At 74.8% G+C, this 18608-nt stretch carries 21 protein-coding genes; 17 read left to right on the forward strand and 4 right to left on the reverse strand.

The features are described 5' to 3' along the window. Nucleotides 1–79 precede the first annotated feature (79 nt). From ACI79O_RS08670 to ACI79O_RS08685, 4 genes are all read left to right on the forward strand, one after another. Nucleotides 80–1624 (forward strand): acyl-CoA synthetase, encoded by a 1545-nt coding sequence (locus ACI79O_RS08670; protein ID WP_456887129.1) that lies wholly within the window; start codon nucleotides 80–82, stop codon nucleotides 1622–1624. A 126-nt stretch (nucleotides 1625–1750) separates the two neighbouring features. After that, nucleotides 1751–3085 (forward strand): ABC1 kinase family protein, encoded by a 1335-nt coding sequence (locus tag ACI79O_RS08675; RefSeq protein WP_456887131.1) that lies wholly within the window; start codon nucleotides 1751–1753, stop codon nucleotides 3083–3085. Between the two features lie 32 nt (nucleotides 3086–3117). After that, entirely contained in the window at nucleotides 3118–4074 is a 957-nt protein-coding gene (locus ACI79O_RS08680) for an NAD(P)H-dependent flavin oxidoreductase (RefSeq protein WP_456887133.1), read from the forward strand. A gap of 483 nt (nucleotides 4075–4557) precedes the next feature. Further along, a complete protein-coding gene (locus ACI79O_RS08685) occupies nucleotides 4558–5181 on the forward strand; it encodes a hypothetical protein (protein WP_456887135.1) in 624 nt (207 codons plus the stop codon). 11 nt (nucleotides 5182–5192) lie between these two features. Here the strand turns inward: ACI79O_RS08685 and ACI79O_RS08690 are convergent, their stop codons facing one another. Further along, nucleotides 5193–6092, reverse strand: a complete 900-nt coding sequence (locus tag ACI79O_RS08690; protein WP_456913888.1) for a helix-turn-helix domain-containing protein — start codon at nucleotides 6090–6092, stop codon at nucleotides 5193–5195. A gap of 121 nt (nucleotides 6093–6213) precedes the next feature. On the opposite strand from ACI79O_RS08690, the gene ACI79O_RS08695 reads away from it, so the two are divergent. From ACI79O_RS08695 to ACI79O_RS08705, 3 genes are read left to right on the forward strand one after another with little or no spacing between them, the layout of a single operon-like run. Then, nucleotides 6214–7122 (forward strand): alpha/beta hydrolase, encoded by a 909-nt coding sequence (locus tag ACI79O_RS08695; RefSeq protein WP_456913889.1) that lies wholly within the window; start codon nucleotides 6214–6216, stop codon nucleotides 7120–7122. A gap of 57 nt (nucleotides 7123–7179) precedes the next feature. Beyond that, complete coding sequence (locus ACI79O_RS08700; protein WP_456913890.1) at nucleotides 7180–7626, forward strand: hypothetical protein; 447 nt, start codon at nucleotides 7180–7182, stop codon at nucleotides 7624–7626. Next, complete coding sequence (locus ACI79O_RS08705) at nucleotides 7623–7775, forward strand: hypothetical protein (protein ID WP_456913891.1); 153 nt, start codon at nucleotides 7623–7625, stop codon at nucleotides 7773–7775. Before ACI79O_RS08700 ends, ACI79O_RS08705 begins: the two co-directional genes overlap by 4 nt. A 7-nt stretch (nucleotides 7776–7782) precedes the next feature. Here the strand turns inward: ACI79O_RS08705 and ACI79O_RS08710 are convergent, their stop codons facing one another. Further along, entirely contained in the window at nucleotides 7783–8532 is a 750-nt protein-coding gene (locus ACI79O_RS08710; RefSeq protein ID WP_456887143.1) for an enoyl-CoA hydratase/isomerase family protein, read from the reverse strand. A 117-nt stretch (nucleotides 8533–8649) separates the two neighbouring features. Between ACI79O_RS08710 and ACI79O_RS08715 the strand changes: the two genes are divergently transcribed. The 3 genes from ACI79O_RS08715 (at nucleotide 8650) to ACI79O_RS08725 (ending at nucleotide 12039) form a co-directional block, all read left to right on the forward strand. After that, on the forward strand, nucleotides 8650–9714 hold the full coding sequence (locus ACI79O_RS08715) for a hypothetical protein (RefSeq protein WP_456913892.1): 1065 nt from the start codon (nucleotides 8650–8652) through the stop codon (nucleotides 9712–9714). 38 nt (nucleotides 9715–9752) lie between these two features. Beyond that, nucleotides 9753–10958: an LLM class flavin-dependent oxidoreductase gene (locus tag ACI79O_RS08720; protein WP_456887148.1), complete on the forward strand. Its 1206-nt coding sequence runs from the start codon at nucleotides 9753–9755 to the stop codon at nucleotides 10956–10958. Nucleotides 10959–11019: 61 nt separating this feature from the next. After that, on the forward strand, nucleotides 11020–12039 hold the full coding sequence (locus ACI79O_RS08725) for a hypothetical protein (RefSeq protein ID WP_456887150.1): 1020 nt from the start codon (nucleotides 11020–11022) through the stop codon (nucleotides 12037–12039). Here the strand turns inward: ACI79O_RS08725 and ACI79O_RS08730 are convergent. Together ACI79O_RS08730 and ACI79O_RS08735 are read right to left on the reverse strand one after the other, a co-directional pair. After that, on the reverse strand, nucleotides 11996–12997 hold the full coding sequence (locus tag ACI79O_RS08730; RefSeq protein WP_456913893.1) for an SGNH/GDSL hydrolase family protein: 1002 nt from the start codon (nucleotides 12995–12997) through the stop codon (nucleotides 11996–11998). The two genes, ACI79O_RS08725 and ACI79O_RS08730, sit on opposite strands and share 44 nt — an antisense overlap. Then, complete coding sequence (locus ACI79O_RS08735; protein WP_456913894.1) at nucleotides 12979–13551, reverse strand: TIGR03086 family metal-binding protein; 573 nt, start codon at nucleotides 13549–13551, stop codon at nucleotides 12979–12981. The genes ACI79O_RS08730 and ACI79O_RS08735 overlap by 19 nt, the downstream gene beginning before the upstream one ends. A 63-nt stretch (nucleotides 13552–13614) precedes the next feature. Between ACI79O_RS08735 and ACI79O_RS08740 the strand changes: the two genes are divergently transcribed. The 7 genes from ACI79O_RS08740 (at nucleotide 13615) to ACI79O_RS08770 (ending at nucleotide 18360) form a co-directional block, all read left to right on the forward strand. Further along, nucleotides 13615–14382, forward strand: a complete 768-nt coding sequence (locus ACI79O_RS08740) for a DUF6308 family protein (protein ID WP_456887155.1) — start codon at nucleotides 13615–13617, stop codon at nucleotides 14380–14382. Nucleotides 14383–14547: 165 nt separating this feature from the next. Beyond that, a complete protein-coding gene (locus tag ACI79O_RS08745; protein ID WP_456913895.1) occupies nucleotides 14548–15135 on the forward strand; it encodes a hypothetical protein in 588 nt (195 codons plus the stop codon). Next, complete coding sequence (locus tag ACI79O_RS08750) at nucleotides 15132–16028, forward strand: hypothetical protein (protein ID WP_456887159.1); 897 nt, start codon at nucleotides 15132–15134, stop codon at nucleotides 16026–16028. Before ACI79O_RS08745 ends, ACI79O_RS08750 begins: the two co-directional genes overlap by 4 nt. A gap of 36 nt (nucleotides 16029–16064) precedes the next feature. Beyond that, nucleotides 16065–16286: a hypothetical protein gene (locus ACI79O_RS08755; RefSeq protein WP_456913896.1), complete on the forward strand. Its 222-nt coding sequence runs from the start codon at nucleotides 16065–16067 to the stop codon at nucleotides 16284–16286. Then, on the forward strand, nucleotides 16283–16666 hold the full coding sequence (locus tag ACI79O_RS08760; RefSeq protein WP_456913897.1) for a type II toxin-antitoxin system VapC family toxin: 384 nt from the start codon (nucleotides 16283–16285) through the stop codon (nucleotides 16664–16666). Before ACI79O_RS08755 ends, ACI79O_RS08760 begins: the two co-directional genes overlap by 4 nt. A gap of 55 nt (nucleotides 16667–16721) precedes the next feature. Then, nucleotides 16722–17144, forward strand: coding sequence for a DUF1810 domain-containing protein (locus ACI79O_RS08765; RefSeq protein ID WP_456913898.1), 423 nt, complete (start codon nucleotides 16722–16724; stop codon nucleotides 17142–17144). A 157-nt stretch (nucleotides 17145–17301) separates the two neighbouring features. Next, nucleotides 17302–18360 (forward strand): glutathione S-transferase family protein, encoded by a 1059-nt coding sequence (locus tag ACI79O_RS08770; RefSeq protein WP_456913899.1) that lies wholly within the window; start codon nucleotides 17302–17304, stop codon nucleotides 18358–18360. The last annotated feature ends 248 nt before the right edge of the window (nucleotides 18361–18608 follow it).

The raw sequence follows: 18608 nt of genomic DNA on the forward strand, positions 1-18608 counted from the left end.
GAGGGCCGTCCGCCTCTGTCGCCGCGGACGCCGCCGGCACCACCATCCGGTCCCTCACCAGGATCGGGAGGTCGCCGCCGTGTACGTCACCCAGGGTCTGCACCGCCACGTCCAGCAGCGCCCGGAGACGGTCGCCACCGTCTGCGCCGGCCGCACCCGCACCTACGCCGAGACCGTCGACCGGATCGCCCGGCTCGCGGCCGCCCTCCAGGGGCTCGGCATCCGCGACGGCGAGCGCGCGGCGATCCTGTCGCTGAACTCCGACCGCTACCACGAGTTCCTCGGCGCGACGCTGTGGGCCGGCGGCGTGCTGGTGCCGGTCAACATCCGGTGGAGCGTCCCCGAGATCGCCGAGTCCCTCGTCGAGGTCGACGCCCGGGTGCTCGTCGTCGACGACCTCTTCGCCGGGTACGTCGAGGGCATCCGGGCCGCCCACCCGGGGCTGCGCGACGTCGTCCACGCCGGCGACGGGCCCACCCCCGACGGCATGCTCGCCTTCGAGCAGCTCGTCGGCGCCGCCGAGCCGGTCGAGGACGCCCGCCGCGGCGGCGACCAGCTCGCCGGCGTCTTCTACACCGGCGGCACCACCGGCCGGTCCAAGGGCGTCATGCTCAGCCACGACAACCTGCTGACGTCGTCCATGGGGTTCCTCGCGGCCGTGCCCTCACCGACGGACCGGGTCTACCTGCACGCCCCGCCGATGTTCCACCTCGCCGACTTCTCCGCCTGGGTCACCGGCGGGATCCTGGGCGGCACCCAGGTGATGATCCCGGTGTTCGACCCGGTCGCGGTCATGACCGCCGTCCAGGAGCACCAGGTCACCGACGTCCTGCTGGTGCCCACGATGATCCAGCTGACGGTCGACTCCCCGCGGATCGGCGAGTTCGACCTGAGCAGCGTCCGGCGGGTGCTCTACGGCGCCTCCCCCATGTCCGACGCCCTGCTGGGCCGCGCGATGAAGGCCTTCCCCAACGCCTCCTTCATCCAGGCCTACGGCATGACCGAGCTCGCGCCCGTCGCCACCCTGCTGACCGCCGAGGACCACGAGGACCCGGTGCACCGGCGCTCGGTCGGCCGCGCCGCCCCGATCGCCGAGGTGCGCGTCGTCGGCCCGGACGACGTCGAGCTGCCCCGCCGCGAGGTCGGCGAGATCGTCGTCCGCGGCGGCAACGTCATGCTCGGCTACTGGAACCGGCCCGAGGAGACCGCCGACGCGCTGCGCGGCGGCTGGATGCACACCGGCGACGCCGGCTGGATGGACGACGAGGGCTACCTGTACCTCACCGACCGCCTCAAGGACATGATCATCTCCGGCGGGGAGAACGTGTACTCGGTCGAGGTGGAGAACGCCCTCGCCCAGCACCCGGCGGTGGCCACCTGCGCGGTCATCGGCGTCCCCGACGAGACCTGGGGCGAGCGGGTGCACGCCGTCGTCGTCCCGGCGGCCGGCGCGACGGTGACCCTCGAGGAGCTGCACGACTTCACCGCCGAGCGCATCGCCGGCTACAAGGTGCCGCGGTCGCTGGAGCTCGTCGACGCGCTGCCGCTGTCGGCCGCCGGCAAGGTGCTCAAGCGCGAGCTGCGCAAGCCGTACTGGGCCGGGCAGGACCGCGCCGTGCACTGACGGCGGCGGCGCTGGCCTCTTTCCGAGTCGACATCGCGTGATCTCGGCGCTCGAGGGCGCCTGAGCGTGCGAGATCGCGCGATCTCGACAGGCGGGGACGCAGCCCGGCGGCGCTACCGTCCCCCGGTGGACCAGCCCGGCACCGGCCGTCCGACCCGCAGCCGCCTCGCCCGCACCGCTCGGCTCGCCGCCCTGCCCGCGGCGTACGCCGGCCGCACCGCCGTCGGCCTCGGGAAGCGGATCGGCGGTCGCCCCGCCGAGGCGGTCGCGGCCCAGGTACAGCAGCGCACCGCCGAGCAGCTGTTCGCCACTCTCGGCCAGCTCAAGGGCGGCGCGATGAAGGTCGGCCAGGCGATGTCGGCGATGGAGGCCGCCCTGCCCGACCAGCTGGTCGGCCCCTACCGCGAGGCGCTGGTCCGGCTGCAGGAGGCGGCGCCGGCGATGCCGACGGCGATGGTGCACGAGCAGCTCGCCCGGTCCCTCGGCGGAGGCTGGCGCGGGCTGCTCGGGGACTTCGACGACCGCCCGGTCGCGGCGGCCAGCGTGGGGCAGGTGCACCGCGCCACGTGGTCCGACGGCAGCGCGGTGGCGGTCAAGGTCCAGTACCCGGGAGCCGGGGAGGCGCTCGTCGCCGACCTCGGGATGCTGCAGCGGGCGGCCCCGCTCATGCAGACGGCCATGCCCGGCCTCGACGCCCGGCAGCTGCTGCAGGAGCTGCGCGACCGGCTGGTCGAGGAGGTCGACTATGCCCGGGAGGCCGACGCCCAGGCGGCGTTCGCCGAGGCCTACCGCGACGACCCGGACATCTGCGTCCCCGACGTGCTCGCCGCCGAGGACCGCGTGCTGGTCACCCGGTGGATCGACGGGACCCCGCTGTCCCGGGTCATCGCCGCCGGCAGCCAGGACGACCGGGACCGCGCCGGCCTGCTGCTGGTGCGCCTGCTCGCCTCGTCCCCCGTGCGTGCCCGGCGGCTGCACGGCGATCCCCACCCCGGCAACTTCCGGCTGCTGCCCGACGGCCGGCTCGGCGTCCTGGACTTCGGCGCCACCGAGGCACTGCCGTCCGGCTGGCCGGCCCGGCTCGGGCCGCTGCTCGCCGCCGGACGGGACGGCGACGCCGCGGCCCTGCACCGCGTCGCCGCCTCCGCGGGCCTGCTCCGGCCGGACCAGGTTCCCCCGCCGGCACTGCTGGCCCTGCTCGACCCCTACCTGCAGCCGCTGCGCAGCCCCGCCTACCGGTTCACCCGGGCCTGGATGCAGGAGCAGACCAGGCTCGTCTCCGACCCGTTCAGTGCCGCCTCGCGCACCCAGCGCCGGCTGACCATCCCGCCGCGCCACCTGCTGCTGCAGCGCGTGGCCGCCGGGCTGGCCGGCGTCCTGTGCTCGCTGGGCGCCACCGTGGCCGTCGACGCCGAGGTCGCGCGCTGGCTGCCCGGCTACGACCCCGCGTTGTCTGCTTGACGCCGTCATCCCCCCAGCGGGACCGTCCGGACGTGCGGACGCGCTTCACCGAGCTGGTCGGCTGCACCGTCCCGGTCCAGCAGGCCCCGATGGGTGCGGTGTCCTCGCCGGACCTGGCGGTGGCGGTCGCCGACGCGGGCGGCGTCGGCACGATCACCTCGCTGGCGCTGCCGGCTGAGGTGCTGCTCCGGCGCCTGGACGGGATGCGCCGGCGCACCTCGGGCGTGCTGTCCGCGAACGTGCTCAACGGCGACCTCGACGACGGGCTGCTCACCGACGTCGCCGCGCGGGTGCGGCTGGTCGACTTCTTCTGGTTCGACCCCGCGCCGCACCTGGTGGAGGTGGTGCACCGGGCCGGGGCGCTCGCGGGCTGGCAGGTCGGGTCGCTCGCCGAGGCGCGCGCCGCGGTGGACGCCGGGTGCGACGTCGTCACGGTGCAGGGGGTCGAGGCCGGCGGCCACGTCCGCGGATCCACGCCGCTGCGGCCCCTGCTGCGGGAGGTGCTCGACACGGTCGACGTCCCGGTCCTCGCCGCCGGGGGCATCACCAACGGGCGCTCGTTCGCGGAGGTCATGGCGGCGGGCGCGGCCGGTGCCCGGATCGGCACCCTGTTCGTCGCGACCGACGAGTCCGGCGCGCACCCGGCGTACAAGCAGGCGGTCGTCGACGCCGCCGGTGACTGCACCGAGATCACCGACGCGTTCGTCACCGACTGCCCGATGTGCGCCACCGGCGGGCGGCCCCGGGTGCTGCGCGCCTCGGTCGAGCGGCTCGCCGAGGTGGACGACGACGTCGTCGGCACCCTGGGCCGGTCGCGGACCCCGGTGCCGCGCGGGTCGGGTCTGCCGCCCGTGGCCGGCGTCGAGGGCCACGTCGCCGCCATGCCCATGTACGCGGGGGCCGGGGTCGGCGCGGTGACCGGCATCCGGCCGGCGGCCGCGGTCGTCGCCGAGCTGGCGGCCGCGCTGGGGCGGCGTCAGCCCGTGTAGTCGGAGGTCCCCGGCGTCGTCAGGTGCCGGTGCGCGCGGCCGGCACGCCGGGCCAGCCGGGCCCCGGCCGGAAGCTGCCGCGCCGCGACGGCGCCCGGTCGGCTCCCCCACCGGCGACGACCCGCAACGGCGCCGTGTGCGGCCGCTTCGGACGGGGCGGCAGGTTGTCGCGGCACCACCGCTCGCAGTCGGCCAGCAGGTTCCCTGTGGACGGCGCGCGGAGCGGCCTACCGGATGACGTGCCGGACAACGCTGCGGACTCCCTGTAAGAGGACGGCGATCACGGGGGTCCCCGCTCCGGCACGACGCCGCTGCTGGCGAGGACGAAGGGCCCACGCTAGGCCACGGCGGGCGTCCGACCGCGGCACCGGCTCCCTCGGCGCGCCCCGATCCGTTCCTCTGGCCTCCCCCGGGCGGGACGGGCATTGTGGGCCGCGCGGCGATGCCGCAGGGGCGTCCCGTCACATCGCGAGGAGCGGCGGCATGCACGCACGGTCGACCAGCATCAGGGGCAACCCCGCCCACCTCGACGCCGGCATCGGCTACGTGCGCGACGAGGTCATGCCGGCGTCCGAGCGGGCCGAGGGCTGCGTCGGCCTCTCGCTGCTCGCCGACCGCGAGGCCGGCCGCTGCATCGTCGCCACCGCCTGGCAGGACGAGCGGGCCATGCGGGCGACCGCCGCGGAGGACCGCACCGTCCAGCACCGCCTGCTGCACACCCTCGGCGGCGAGCACGCCGACGTCCAGGAGTGGGAGATCGCCGTCCTCCACCGGGACCGCCCGGCCGGGGACGGCGCCGGCGCGCAGGTCACCTGGGCCCGCATCGCGCCGAACCACCTCGACGACCTGCTCGACGCCTACCGGGACAACCTGCTGCCCAAGCTCCGGGACCTCCCCGGTTTCTGCAGCGTCAGCATGCTGGTCGACCGGCGCGCCGGCCGGACGGTCAGCGTCACGAGCTTCGAGAACCGCGACGCCGCCGGGCTGGTCCGCCGGCACGCCCGCTCCCTGCGCGAGCAGTTCGCCCGGGCCATGGGCGCCAAGATCGTCGACGTCGCCGAGATGGACCTCGTCCTCGCCCACCTGCGGGTCCCCGAGACCGTCTGACCGTCCTCGGGTCAGGCCGACCCGCGGCGGACGTCGTCCGGCGTGCACCCGAACGCCGACCGGAAGCCGCGGCCGAACGTCGCCGGGTCGCCGAAGCCCCACCCGTGCGCGACCGCGGCCACGGTCACCGCGGTCCCGCGCCGGGCGAGCTCCCGCCGCGCCCCATCGAGCCGTAGCCGGCGCACGTACCCGGCCGGCGTCGTGCCCCGGGCGGCGCACAGGCCGTAGAGCGCGCGCACCGACACGTAGGCGCCGGCCGCGATCGTCGCCGGGGACAGCGACGGCTCGCGCAGGTGCGCGGCGACGTGGGCGGCGACCCGCGCCCAGGCCGGGTCGTCGTCCACCGGGGTCAGCGCCCCGGCCAGCAGGTCGACCAGCGCCTCGGCCACCGGCTGCCCCAGCCGCCCGTCGAGCCCGCCGGCACTGGTCAGCGTCGCCCCGACCAGGGAGGCGAGCAGCCCGGCGGCCGTCGGGTCGAGCAGGCCGCCGGGTGCGGCGGGCAGCCGGGACGACGGCACCAGCAGCGTCCACTTGTGCAGCCGCCCCGGCAACCGGAAGCGCACCGGCTGGTCGGCCCGCCACAGCAGCGCCGACCCCGGGCGGACGACGACCTGCGCGCCGCCCACCTCGACGAACTCGACCCCCTCGCGGACGAACAGGACGCCCACCAGGTCGGCGTCGCTCGCCGCGAGCTGGGCCCGCCCGCGCGACCCCGCGCAGGGACCGCAGCGGCAGTCGACCAGCGCCAGGTCGCCGACGCGGTACCGGGTGATCTCGACCGGGCCGGGGGCCGCCGGGCCGGACCGCAGCGACCACCGCAGGTGGGTGGCGTCGACCGCCTCCCGGAAGGCGTCGTCCCGATCGCGGCGGGGCAGGTCGGCGGGGGTCCAGCGCTCGGCGGTCAGCGTCATGGGCACCTCCCGCCGCGCAGCCAACTCCCGGTCCGGTTCGACGGCAAGGTCTGCAGGCATCGCCGCGGGAGGTGCAGGGACCGCCGCGACGGCGCGGACGGCGGCGGCCAGGGTCGGCCGCATGCGAGAGGACATCGAGTTCGCGACCGAGGACGGCGTCACCCTGCGCGGCTGGCACTACACGCCCGACGACGGCCCCGCCGACACGCGCCGGCCGCTCGTCGTCATGGCGCACGGCTTCTCCGCCGTCAAGGAGATGCACCTGGACGACTTCGCCGAGCACTTCGCCGCCGGCGGGCTCGGCGTGCTGGCCTACGACAACCGCAACCTCGGCACCTCCGACGGCGAGCCGCGCGGGGAGATCGATCCGTGGCAGCAGGTCCGCGACTACCGGACGGCGATCACCTGGGCGCAGACCCAGCCGTGGTGCGCCCCCGACCGCATCGGCATCTGGGGGTCGAGCTACAGCGGCGGGCACGTGCTCGTCGTCGGTGCCCTCGACCGCCGCGTGAAGTGCGTCGTCTCCCAGGTGCCCCTGGTGAGCGGGCTGGCCAACGCCCGCCGGCTCATCCGCGCCGACCAGTTCGCCGACCTCCGGGCCATGTTCGACGCCGACCGCGCCGCCCGCTACGCCGGGAAGCCGCCCGCGATGATGCAGGTGACCTGGGAGAAGGACCCCGCCGAGGTGTGCGCGCTGCCCACCGCCGACACCTCGGAGTTCTTCTTCGGCCCGATGCAGGACCGGGCGGCCACCTGGCGCAACGAGGTCACGCTGCGCTCGGTGGAGATGTTCGTCGAGTACGAGCCCGGCGCCTACATCGCCGACATCGCCCCGACCCCGCTCATGGTGGTCGTGGCCGCGAAGGACCACCTCACCGTCGCCGACCTCACCCTCGAGTACTTCGAGCGGGCCCGGCACCCCAAGGAGCTGCTCGTCCTGCCGGTCGGCCACTTCGAGGCCTACGTGGACGAGGCGTTCCAGCGCTCCGCCCCGGCACAGCTCGACTGGTTCCGCCGGCACCTGACCTGACCGGCGGCCTGTGGAAAACCCCGGAGGAGGTCCTCCGGCGCTGCCACGGTGTGCGGCATGACCACACCGCTGCTCGCCGACGTCCCCGTCCGCTCCTCGCTCGCCCTGACCCGCCGCTGGGTGTCCCTGCTCCAGCCGCTGACCTTCGGCCGCCGCAGCCTCTGGCTGACCTGGCTGGGCGCCGACTGCCGGCAGTCCCCCGTCCTGCTGCCCGTCGACGACGTCCCGGCGCTGCCCGACCGGCGGCTGCTCACCGGGTTGCTCGAGGTCCACCGCGAGGTGGCGACCCACCTCACCGGCGACGGCGTCCACCTGGCGGCGGCGCTCTGCCGTCCCGGCGAGCCGGAGGCGGTCGAGGACGACCACGAGTGGGCCGACGCCCTGCACGAGGTCCTCGACGACTCACTCGACGGCACCTGGAGCCTGCACCTCGCGGCCGGCGGGCGGGTCGAGCCGCTGGTCGACGTGCCGCGGTCGTTCCTGCGCCGGGTCTCCTCCCGGTGACGACGCCGCAGCACCGCTCGCTCGACGTCCCCCGCTGGACGCCCGGACCGGGCGACTGGCTGGTCGACGTCGAGCCCACCGGGGACGACCGGACCCGCCACGGGGACCCGGCCGTGGAGGACGGGGACCGCGCCTGCGGTGACCCCTGAGCCCGGGTCAGTCCTGGCGGGCCTGGCGGCGCATCGACCACATCTGCGCGGGACGCTCGAACTGGGTGGCGACCTCCCAGCTGACCGCGCCGTTGACCACCTCGTTGCGGAAGTTGCCCACGGCCACCCGGGCGAGCTCGGGGTCGGCGGCGACCCGGCGGGCCAGCTCGATCGCGCGGTCCTCGACGGCGGACTCCTCCACCGACTGCCACGCCAGGCCCAGCTCGGCGGCGCGGCGCCCGTCGATCTCCTCGCCGAACAGCGCGATCGCCGCGGCGGCCTCGCGGCCGACCAGCCGGGACAGGATGACGAAGTGCCCGCCGCCGGGGTGCATGCCGCGCTTGAGGAAGCCGGCGAGCAGCCGGGCGTCGTGGGCGACGATCCGCAGGTCGGCGGCCAGCAGCATGTTCATCCCGGCCCCGACGGCGGAGCCCCGGACGGCGGCGATGGTGGGCACGCGCACCTGCCCGAGCCGGTAGAAGGAGTCGTAGATCCGGCCCATGCCCTCGTAGGCGTCGGGAGCGGCCGGGTCCTTCCCGGCGCTGGTCAGCGTCGCGATGTCGCCGCCCGCGCAGAACGACCTGCCCACCGCGCGGACGACGAGCGCGCCGACCTCCGGCAGGGCGTCCACCTCGTCGAACACGCCGATCAGCTCGGACGCCATCGACGGGGTCAGCGCGTTGCGGCGGTCGGGCGCGTTGAGCGTCACCACCGCCACGCCGCCGTCGACCTCGAGCAGGACCTCGGCGTCACCCACGAGCGCACCTCCGGATTCCGGACCGGCCCGGCGCCGGCACTGCCGAGCATCAGACCACGCGGTTGCCGGGGCGGTCCGGGCGGCCGGAGACTCGCCGCACCGACCCCCGGAGCCCGCATGCCGACCGCCCGCCGCGCCGCCACTGCGGCCTTTATCGCGATATTGGCTGTCACCGGGTGCACCGAGACGGAGGGCGAGCCCTCGCCGGCACCTCAGACGTTCACCCAGATCCTCGCCATCGTCGACCTCGACGTGGTCGTCCCCGGCGGCGTCGACGTCCTCGACCTCGCTCCCGGGCCGGAGGGTGCGCTCGCGCTGCTCGCCGGCACCGCCGACCCGTCGGCCGTGTACCTGGCACCGGTCGGCGAGGACGGCGTCGGCGGGCTCCGCCGGCTCCCCGAGGCCGGCGACCGGCTGTTCGTCACCCCCGACGGCACCGCCCTGGTCACCGCCCCGGGCCGGCTCACCACGGTGCCGCCCGGCGGCGAGCCGACGGTCACCGGGCTCGACGTCGTCGGGGACACCGCCGCCGCCTCCCCCGCCGGTGACCGCCTCTACGTCGCCGGCGAGGACACGATCGCGGCGCTCGACCCGGTCACCGGCGCGCTCCGGGGAACGGCCGACCTGGAGTCCGGCCTCAGCGTCCGGGCGCTCGCGGTCGGCCCCGACGGCGGCCCGACCGCGCTGCTCAGCGACGCCCGCGCACCTGACCTGGCCGACGTCGCAGTCCTCGGCACCTGGTCCGACGACCTGGAGCGGACCGGGCTGGTCGAGTTGGCGCCCGACCGGCCGGCCAGCATCCCGGGCGCGCTGCGGCTCGCCGACGACGGCACCGCCGTCGTCACGCTGACCGCGGGCTCCGGCGACGACCCGTTCCGGGTGGTGACCGTGGCCGACGGCGAGGTGACCGAGTCGCACGCCGTCCCCGGCACCGACCGCCCCCTGGCCGACCTCGCCGTCTCCCCCGACGGGCGCGCGGCGTACCTGCCGGTGGCCGGGTTCGAGGTGGAGTCGGGCGTGGTCACCCTCGACCTCGGGAGCGGCGAGCAGCTCGACGACGTCCGGCTGTGCGAGGGCCAGGGGACGTTCGGCCGCATGGCGCTCACCGGCGACCGGCTCACCGTCATCGGCTCCTGCATCACCGCGGAGGCGGCGTCGTCGACCGCGTTCGTCGTCGGCTGAGGGGCATGGCCTCCGAGGTGTGACCTGCACTACATTTCGTGCATTCCACTTCAGAGGAGGACCTCATGGACCGGCTGCGCTTCGGTACCTTCCTGGCCCCGTTCCACCCCGCCGGCGAGAACCCCACGCTCGCCCTGCAGCGCGACCTCGAACTGGTCGAGCACCTCGACCGGCTCGGCTACGACGAGGCCTGGATCGGTGAGCACCACTCGGCCGGCACGGAGATCATCGCGTCGCCGGAGATCTTCATCGCCGCGGCCGCCGAGCGCACGAAGCACATCAAGCTGGGCACCGGCGTCACCTCGATCGCCTACCACAACCCGCTCTGGGTGGCCGAGCGCATGGTGCTCCTCGACCACCTCACCCGCGGGCGCGCCATGCTCGGCTGCGGCCCCGGCTCGCTGCCCACCGACTCGATGATGCTGGGCCTGACCCCCACCGACACCCGCGAGTTGCTCGAGGTCGACCTCGACATCATCATGCGGCTGCTGCGCGGCGAGACGGTCACCGAGCAGACCCGCACGCACAACCTGGTCGACGCCCGGCTGCACCTGCGGCCCTACACGCAGCCCTGCTTCGAGATCGCCGTCGCCGCCGTCGCCTCGCCCACCGGGCCGCGGATGGCCGGCCGGCACGGCATCGGGCTGCTGTCGATCGGCGCCACGCTGACCAAGGAGGGCTTCGACGCCCTCGGCCACCACTGGAACGTCGTCGAGGAGCGGGCCGCCCACCACGGGCAGACGGTTTCGCGCTCGGGGTGGCGGCTGGTGAGCCCGGTGCACGTCGCCGAGACGCGGGAGCAGGCCTACCGCGACGTCGAGTTCGGCATCGAGACCTGGTTCCGGTACTTCCAGAAGACGGCGGCCTTCCCGCAGATGGCGGTCGAGGGCGGCGACCTCAAGGAGATGATTGACTTCGTCCGCGAGTCGGGGGTGGGCGTCATTGGCACGCCGGACGACGCGCGCGAGCAGGTGCAGCGGCTGTGGGACCAGTCCGGCGGCTTCGGCTCGATGCTCTTCATGGGCCACGAGTGGGCCAACCCGCAGGCGACCAAGCGGTCGTGGGAGCTGATCGCGCAGCACGTCATGCCGCACTTCCAGGGCGGGCAGGTGTCGCACGCGCAGGCGTCGCTGAACGCCAAGGAGCACGCCATGGGCAAGCGCGAGGACTACGCCGCCGCGCAGCTGCAGGCCGTGGCCACCATGACCGAGCGCTACGAGAAGGAGAAGGCCGGCCAGAGCTGACGACGGTGGCCGCAGCGCGAGGGCCTTGGCGCAGCGGACGCGTCCGGCCACACTCCGTCGGGTGCGCCGTGGTCCCGGGCTCCTGCTGGCCGTCCTGCTGCTGACCGGCTGCGGCGGATCGGTCGTCGAGGGCACGGCGGTCCCCCGGCCGGCGACGGTGTCGCTGGCCGGGGTCGCCGGGGCGGAGGCCGTCACCGTCGACGTGGCCGCCACCGAGGACGGCCGGTCGGTCGCACTGCTCGCACCGCCCGGCGGGGACCTCGTGCTGGCCGACGTCGCCGCCGACGGCACGGCGACCGCCGTCCCGGTGCCCGGCCTCGACGCCGAGCGGCCCGGTCTCACCGTCGTCGCCGCGGCGGGCGAGGGCGTCGTGGTCGTGGGCGTCGCCGACGGGCGGCTCGCGTTCGTCGCCGCGGGCGCGCAGGGCGCCGGTTCGCCGCAGCCGGTGGGCACGGTCGGCGCCGCCGACGTCGCGGCCGTGGACGCCGTCACCGGGGCGGGCGTGCTGTACCTGGCGCTCAGCGGGGTCGGCCGGCCCGACCGGCTCCTCGCGGTCGACCCCGCGACCGGCGCCGTCCGCGGCGAGCTCGAGCTGCCCGGGGTGCCGCGCGACCTCCGCGGCACCGACGACGGCGGGGTCGTCGTCGCCGTCGACACCGGGCGGAGCGCGTCCGTCCTCACCGTGGACGCCGCCCTGGGCGTGGTCGCCGAGACGCCGCTCGGCTCGGGCGCGGCCGGCCCGCTCACCGTCGCCGACGGCGAGGTGTACGGGACCGTCGGGCGGACCGGCGAGGTCTCGATCACCCGCGGCGCCGAGGTGCTGACCACGGTGCCCGGTGACCTGCCGGCCGCGGTGGTCGTCGACCCGGCCACCGAGGTCGCCACCCTGGTGGACACCGTGGCCGACGCCGAGGTGCCTCGCGTGCTGCAGCGCACCGTCGACCTGGCCGCCGGTGAGGTCCTCTCCGAGGTCGAGCTGTGCGACAGCGGTGCCGTCGACGGTGCCGACGTCGACCGCGCGGGTCGCGTGTCGGTGGTCAGCGACTGCCGCGGCGAGCCGACCCTGTGGCGGTTGCGCTAGACCCACCCGGGGCTCGCGGCCGGCGCGTCACCTCGCCAGCGTGGCGAAGACCTCGTCGGCGATCACCTGGTGACCCGAGGGGTCCGGGTGCAGGCAGTCGGTGCCGCCGACGTAGTCCTCCGGCCCGAGCGCGCCGTACAGGTCGGTCACCTGAGCGCCGGTCTTTCCCGCAACCCCGGCGGATGACGTCGTTGAGGCCGGCCTGCACGGACAGCACGCCCGGGACGGCGCCGCCCTCCAGCACGACGTCGGCGACCGCCGGCGCGGCGGGGTTCCTGCCCAGGTCGCAGGAGCCGATCGGGTTGTAGTACGTCGTCACGACGACCTCGGTGTCGGGACCGGCGGCGACGACCAGCTTGCTGAGGATCTCCGTGAGGCGCGCTGCGACTCCGGCCAGGGCAGCGTCCACGGTGGCCTGGCACCCCGTCGGGGTGGCAGTGAGGATGCAGGCCACGGTCACGGGGGCGAAGACGTCGTTGCCGCCGATCGTCACCGTGATCACCTCGACGTCGTTCCGCGGGTTGCGATCGCCGTTGCGGTCCTTGATCAGCTTGAGCGCCGCGGGCAGCTGCTGGTCGCGCAGGGTCGACGTCGTCGCGCCACCCTTCGCCAGGTTGACGAGTTCGAAGTCCACGGGCGCGTGCGGCGTCGCCCTGTCGGCGGCCGGGTTGTACCCGGCGTCGAGCCGGGCCTCGAGCAGCTCCGGGTATCCCGTCACGTACGGCACGGCGCCGACGCCCGCGGCCACGGAGTCGCCCAGTGCCAGGTAGACCCGGAGCCCCCAACGGGTGCTCCTGCTGGGCGACCGCCGGCGTCGCCGCGAGCAGTGGCACCAGCGCCGCGACCCCGGCCAGCAGTTGCCTGCGCATGGCCTTCCCCCATCCCCCGGCCTGGGTGCACTCCAGCACCCTGCTCCGGAACCGGCCGGGGTCGAAGGTCTCAGACCGGCGGCTTCCACCCGGGGTCGCGGCCGGTGGCCCCGAGCAGGCGGTCCAGCGCCGGGGCGTCGTCGGGCACCGGGACGACCGGGCCGTAGAGGTCCGGCGGCCGGTTCTCGCCGAAGGACTCGGCGAACGCGCGGCACGCCTCGGCGGCGGCGTCGTCGACGGCGTAGGGCTGGCCGGTGGCGACGGCGAGGTCCCAGCCGTGCACCACCACCTCGTCGAGCGCGACGACGGCGGCGACGTCGGCGGGCATGTCGACGCCGCCGGCCGCGGTCATCCCCTCGTGCGCCGCCGGGTCGTCCCACGCGGCGGCCAGCTCGGCGAGCTGCGCGGGGACGTACGTCCGCCAGTCGGCGGGCAGGTGGGTGGGGTCGGTGGAGGCGGTGCCGTCGACGGGCGTCTTCTCGGCGGCCATGCGGAAGGCGTACGCGAGTCCGGCGAGGTGGCCGAGGAGGCCCGCCACGGAGGTGCCCTCGCACGGCGTCGGCGCGGTCAACTGGTCATCGCGGATGCCGGCCACGACGCGCGCCACCTCGGCGGTCGCCGGACCAAGGTCGGTCGTCTGCATGTCGGGTTGACCGTCCCGCACGGCAGGACTCATCGGCGCCGGCGACGCGGTAGGAATGCACCCGTGACTGGGGGACGGGGGCACGGCTCCGCCCTCGTCCTCCCCAGCGCTGGGCCCGACCCGGTCCCGCTGGCCACCGCGCTGGCCGCCGTCCTGGGGTACGCGCGGGGCCGCCGCCCGCTGTTCTTCCGCTCGCCCAGCCACCCGCAGGGCCGGTGGGTGCAGGTGCTCGCCTACGCGTTCGACCGCTTCGACGGCCAGCCGCCGGAGACCGCCGACCGGCCCACCGACCGCGACGTGCTGGTCGCCGAGGGGCTGCACGGGCGGCTCGACCCGGCCGGGTGGCGGCAGGTGCGGACCACGCTGGACGAGGTCTGGCCGACGCTCCGCGGGATGGTGGACCGCGCCGCCGGGCGTGCGTTCTGGGAGCTGCCCGCCGACGAGTTCTCCGTGCTCGCCGAGCCGGGGACGGTCGGCGCGGCACTGCGGGACGTCGCCGGGCGGCACGTGCGCGCGGCGCTGCACCACCGCCACCCGGCACTGGTGCCGCTGCTGGACGGCGTCACGCGGCGGCAGCTGTACGGGCACGTGGCCGAGGGCGACAGCGGACCCGAGGCCGTGGTGCACCGGGAGCTCGTGGCGAACGCGGCCGCGTTCACCGCGCTGGAGACGGCGACGGCGACGCTGCTCGGCCGGCCGCTGACCCGGCTGCGGCTGCACGACGTCCTGCTGTGGCTGGCCGGGTCGCTGCGGATGACCCACGCGGTCGCGGTCGGGCGGGCGCTGGCCGCCGACTCGGAGCAGGGCCTGGAGGCGCTGCTGCCGGCGTGACCCTGACCTGGTCGGTTGTTGATCATCGCCTGAGTGCACGGGACACGCGCGGACACGCCGGCACGAGCGGCACGCATCCGATGAGCGACTCGGCCGGCCACCGTTCGGGTGGCTCGTCCACAGGGATGCCCGGATGACGGCCCCGTCCTGGTTATCGTCCCAGCCGTGCGTGATCACCGCGGGGGGATGCGACTGACGGCAGCGGCCGTCGCACTAGGGACGGCGCTGTTGACCGGGTGCGGCTCCTCGGACCCGGCACCCAGCGAGACGCTCCCGTCGGCCACCTCTGCGGCGCCCACCACCGAGGCGCTGCCCGCGGTCGGCCCGGCCGACTTCCCGGTGCCGCCAGAGGCCCGCACCCAGGACGCCGCCGGCGCCGAGGCCTTCCTCCGCTACTGGATCGACCTCCTCAACCGACAGCAGGCCATCCCCGCCGGCCAGCCGCTGCGCGACCTGGGGCCGGAGTGTCAGGAGTGCCTGCGCATCGCGAAGAACTTCGACGACGCGGCAGCCGCCGGCAACAGGTACATGGGCGGTGAGGTGTCCCTCAACGACGTCCCACCACCGGTCCTCGACGGGGACACCGCCGAGTTCAGCTTCAGCGCACGGCGGGAACCCGTGTCCTTGGTCGACAGCAGCGGCACAGTCATCGAGGCAAGAAATGAGGCTGCTCCGAGGCTCTTCTCAGGACTCGGCCTCACGTGGTCGACCTCAACGCAGTCGTGGCTCGTCTACGGCTTCCAGCTCGGATGAGGCGGATCGTTCGTGGATTCCTAACCCTTGCGCTCCTCAGTGCACTGGTCATCACAACGGAGGAGCTCGCCCGGGCATGCACCTTCCTTGACTGCGGAGGCACGGACGTCAACGAGGGCGGGGTCGACGTCGAGTACTCCAGCGGGGCGGTCGGCCAGGTCGTCGGGGCGAGCGCCACGGAGATCGTCGACTACGTCTGGCGTCTGCGGCCACCGTGCGTCGTCGCGGAGGACGGCGGTGACCTGTGTACGCCCTTCGACTTCCAGGACTGCCCGTCAGAGCCCGGTCAGGTGGTCCGCTTCCTGACCGTCCAGCAGCGGCCGGTCGTGCGCCCGGACGGCACCGCGGTCGTGCCTGTGCCTCCGGGTGCACTGCCCGGCGAGCTGATCGGCCTCTGGGCCGACGTCCGCACGGCGTGCATCAACATCACCGCGCTGAACCCGCCACCCTCGCCGGAGGAGGTGTTCACCTACTTCCAGCGGCTCCCGCTGCCGCAGCTCAGCACGCAGCACGCGCCGCCGGGCAGCGGGCTGTCCGGGCTGCCGGTCGTCTTCTGGACCGACTCCCCCGCCACGCAGACGTTCACCGTCGACATCCGCGGCTTCTCCGTCGTGATCGTCGCCCGCGCCGAGCAGTACACCTGGCGGACCGGCGACCCCGCAGCGCCGACCCTCACCAGCACCGAGCCCGGCGGCGCCTACCCCGACCACGCCGCCGAGCACCTGTACCGGTCCGGCACCTACACGGCCGGCCTCACCGTCACGTGGGGCGCGACCTTCACCGTCGACGGCAGCGCGCCGGCCGACGTCCCCGGGACCACGACCACCGAGGGTCCGCCCGTCACGTTCGACGTCGTCGAGGCCACCGCGGTCCTCACCGACCCCTACGACTGAGGGCACACCGCTTGCAGGTTGCTAGCATTCTGCGACATGCGGACCCTGTATCTGCGCAACGTCCCGGACGACGTGGTGGAACGCCTCGAGCGCATGGCCGACCGCGAGGCGATGTCAGTGGCCGCCCTCGCTGTCCGCGAGCTGACTGCGGTCTCGCGACGGGCCGACAACCCGGCTCTGCTCGGAGCTCTTCCCGACCTCGGCATCCCGCCCCAGGACGTCGTCGAGGCGCTGGACGCGGACCGCACCGGACGGTGATCGTTGCTGACGCGTCAGCGGTCGTGGCAGCGCTCCTGAACGCAGGACCCGCACGCGCACTGTTGAGCGAGGAACAGGTCCATGTCCCGCACCTCGTCGACGCGGAGGCGGCCGGCGCACTGCGCCGTCTGGTCGCCGCAGACAGCATGACCGCCGACCAGGGGTGGGCTGCGCTCGACACCTGGCGTCGGCTCGGCGTCACCCGCCAGCCCATGAACGGCCTGCTCGACCGCGTCTGGCAGCTGCGGGAGAACGTGACCACGTATGACGCCACGTACGTCGCGCTGGCCGAGGCGCTGGACTGTGCCGTCGTCACCGCGGACGGGCGGCTGGGTCGGGCACCGGGTATCCGGTGCCCGGTGACGGTCGTTCCCCGCTGAGGAGCAGGCCGGCCCTCCCGCCGGAGTCGGACGGGAGACGCTCCGGGAGGAAATGATGACCGACGACCCGTACCGACTGTCCCGCTTCGTCGACGCCCACGCCGGCACCTACCCGCAGGCGCTCGCCGAGCTGCGCGCCGGGCGCAAGACGAGCCACTGGATGTGGTTCGTCTTCCCGCAGGTGGCCGGGCTCGGCCGCAGCCCGACGGCGCAGCACTACGCGATCAACGGGCTCGACGAGGCCCGCGCCTACCTCGCCCACCCGGTCCTCGGCCCACGTCTCGTCGAGGCCGCACAGGCCCTCACCGCGCTCGACCAGGACGACCCCGTGGCGGTGTTCGGCCCCGTCGACGCGGTGAAGCTGCGCTCGTCCATGACGCTGTTCGCGCGCGCCGACCCGTCGCAGCCGGTCTTCCGCGCCGTCCTCGAGCAGTACTTCGGCGGGCAGGAGGACGACGCGACGACGTCCCGGATGTAGTGGTCGGCACGCTCGTGCTCTGCACACAGGTGTAGGCAGAGCACGAGCGTCTCCAGGACGACTCAGCCGGCCGGTCCCCGCCCACTCCGCCGCGTGAGGACGCGAGTCACAGCACTCCACCCGGCGCGCCAGCCCGCCGTCGGCGAGGCTTGATCACGTGAGCGACGACAGCGGATCCGGATACGTCACCGGCGGCCAGGAGTACAGCCGCGACACCAACTACATCTCCGACCGGATCACCGCCGACGGCTCGGGACCGTGGCCGGTCGAGCCCGGGCGCTACCGGCTGGTCATCGCCCGCGCCTGTCCGTGGGCGAACCGGGCGGCGATCGTGCGGCGCCTGCTCGGCCTGGAGCCGGTGATCTCGATGGGCATCTGCGGGCCCACGCACGACGAGCGCAGCTGGACCTTCGACCTCGACCCCGGCGGCCGCGACCCGGTGCTCGGCTACGAGCGGCTGCAGGAGGCCTTCTTCGCCCGCGACCCGGAGTACCCGCGCGGCATCACGGTGCCGGCGATGGTCGACGTCCCGACGAAGGCCGTCGTCACCAACGACTTCCTGCAGATGACGCTGGACTTCTCCACGCAGTGGACCGCCCACCACCGCGACGGCGCACCCGACCTCTACCCCGAGCACCTGCGGGACGAGATGGACGAGGTCATGCAGCGGGTCTACACCGAGGTCAACAACGGCGTGTACCGGTGCGGGTTCGCCGGTTCACAGCGGGCCTACGACCAGGCCTACGAGCGGCTCTGGACGGCGCTGGACTGGCTCGAGGAGCGGCTGGCGACCCGGCGGTACCTCATGGGCGACACGATCACCGAGGCCGACGTCCGGCTGTTCACCACGCTGGCCCGCTTCGACGCCGTCTACCACGGCCACTTCAAGTGCAACCGGCAGAAGCTGTCCGAGATGCCGGCGCTGTGGGCCTACGCGCGGGACCTGTTCCAGACGCCGGGGTTCGGCGACACCATCGACTTCCCGCAGATCAAGGAGCACTACTACGTCGTCCACGCCGACATCAACCCGACGCAGGTCATCCCGATGGGCCCGGACACGAGCACCTGGCTGACCCCGCACGGCCGCGAGGAGCTCGGCGGGTCACCCTTCGGCGACGGCACCCCGCCGGGCCCGGTCGCGCCCGGCGAGGAGGTGCCGGCCGACCGGGGTCCCGGCGGCATCGGCCACCGCCCCGACGAGGAGCGGCAGCACTGAGCCCGGGCGGAGGCGGGGTCAGCCGTCCCCGCCTCCGCCACTGTCGCCGCCGCCCCCACCGCCTCCGTCGGAGCCGCCGCCCCCGTCACCGCTGGTGGCGAGGAAGCCGCCGGCCGACCGGGGTCCCGGGGCCGTGCGCACGGCGGAGCGAGGACCGGCTCACGTTGTACCCGCCGCCCGCGTCGAAGCCGCGGCGCCGCTCCGAGCACCACGACTGCCGTCGTGCGAGAACGGTCCCCCTGCCGCCG

This window comes from Geodermatophilus sp. SYSU D00696 (assembly GCF_054050235.1).

Bases quoted from the DNA above. Each gene is read 5' to 3' on its own strand.
- ACI79O_RS08735 (WP_456913894.1), bottom strand. From the start codon at position 13,551: ATGCAGACGACCGACCTTGGTCCGGCGACCGCCGAGGTGGCGCGCGTC.
- ACI79O_RS08685 (WP_456887135.1), top strand. From the start codon at position 4,558: ATGCACGCACGGTCGACCAGCATCAGGGGCAACCCCGCCCACCTCGAC.
- ACI79O_RS08750 (WP_456887159.1), top strand. From the start codon at position 15,132: ATGAGGCGGATCGTTCGTGGATTCCTAACCCTTGCGCTCCTCAGTGCA.
- ACI79O_RS08700 (WP_456913890.1), top strand. From the start codon at position 7,180: ATGACCACACCGCTGCTCGCCGACGTCCCCGTCCGCTCCTCGCTCGCC.
- ACI79O_RS08695 (WP_456913889.1), top strand. From the start codon at position 6,214: ATGCGAGAGGACATCGAGTTCGCGACCGAGGACGGCGTCACCCTGCGC.
- ACI79O_RS08755 (WP_456913896.1), top strand. From the start codon at position 16,065: ATGCGGACCCTGTATCTGCGCAACGTCCCGGACGACGTGGTGGAACGC.
- ACI79O_RS08765 (WP_456913898.1), top strand. From the start codon at position 16,722: ATGACCGACGACCCGTACCGACTGTCCCGCTTCGTCGACGCCCACGCC.
- ACI79O_RS08690 (WP_456913888.1), bottom strand. From the start codon at position 6,092: ATGACGCTGACCGCCGAGCGCTGGACCCCCGCCGACCTGCCCCGCCGC.
- ACI79O_RS08715 (WP_456913892.1), top strand. From the start codon at position 8,650: ATGCCGACCGCCCGCCGCGCCGCCACTGCGGCCTTTATCGCGATATTG.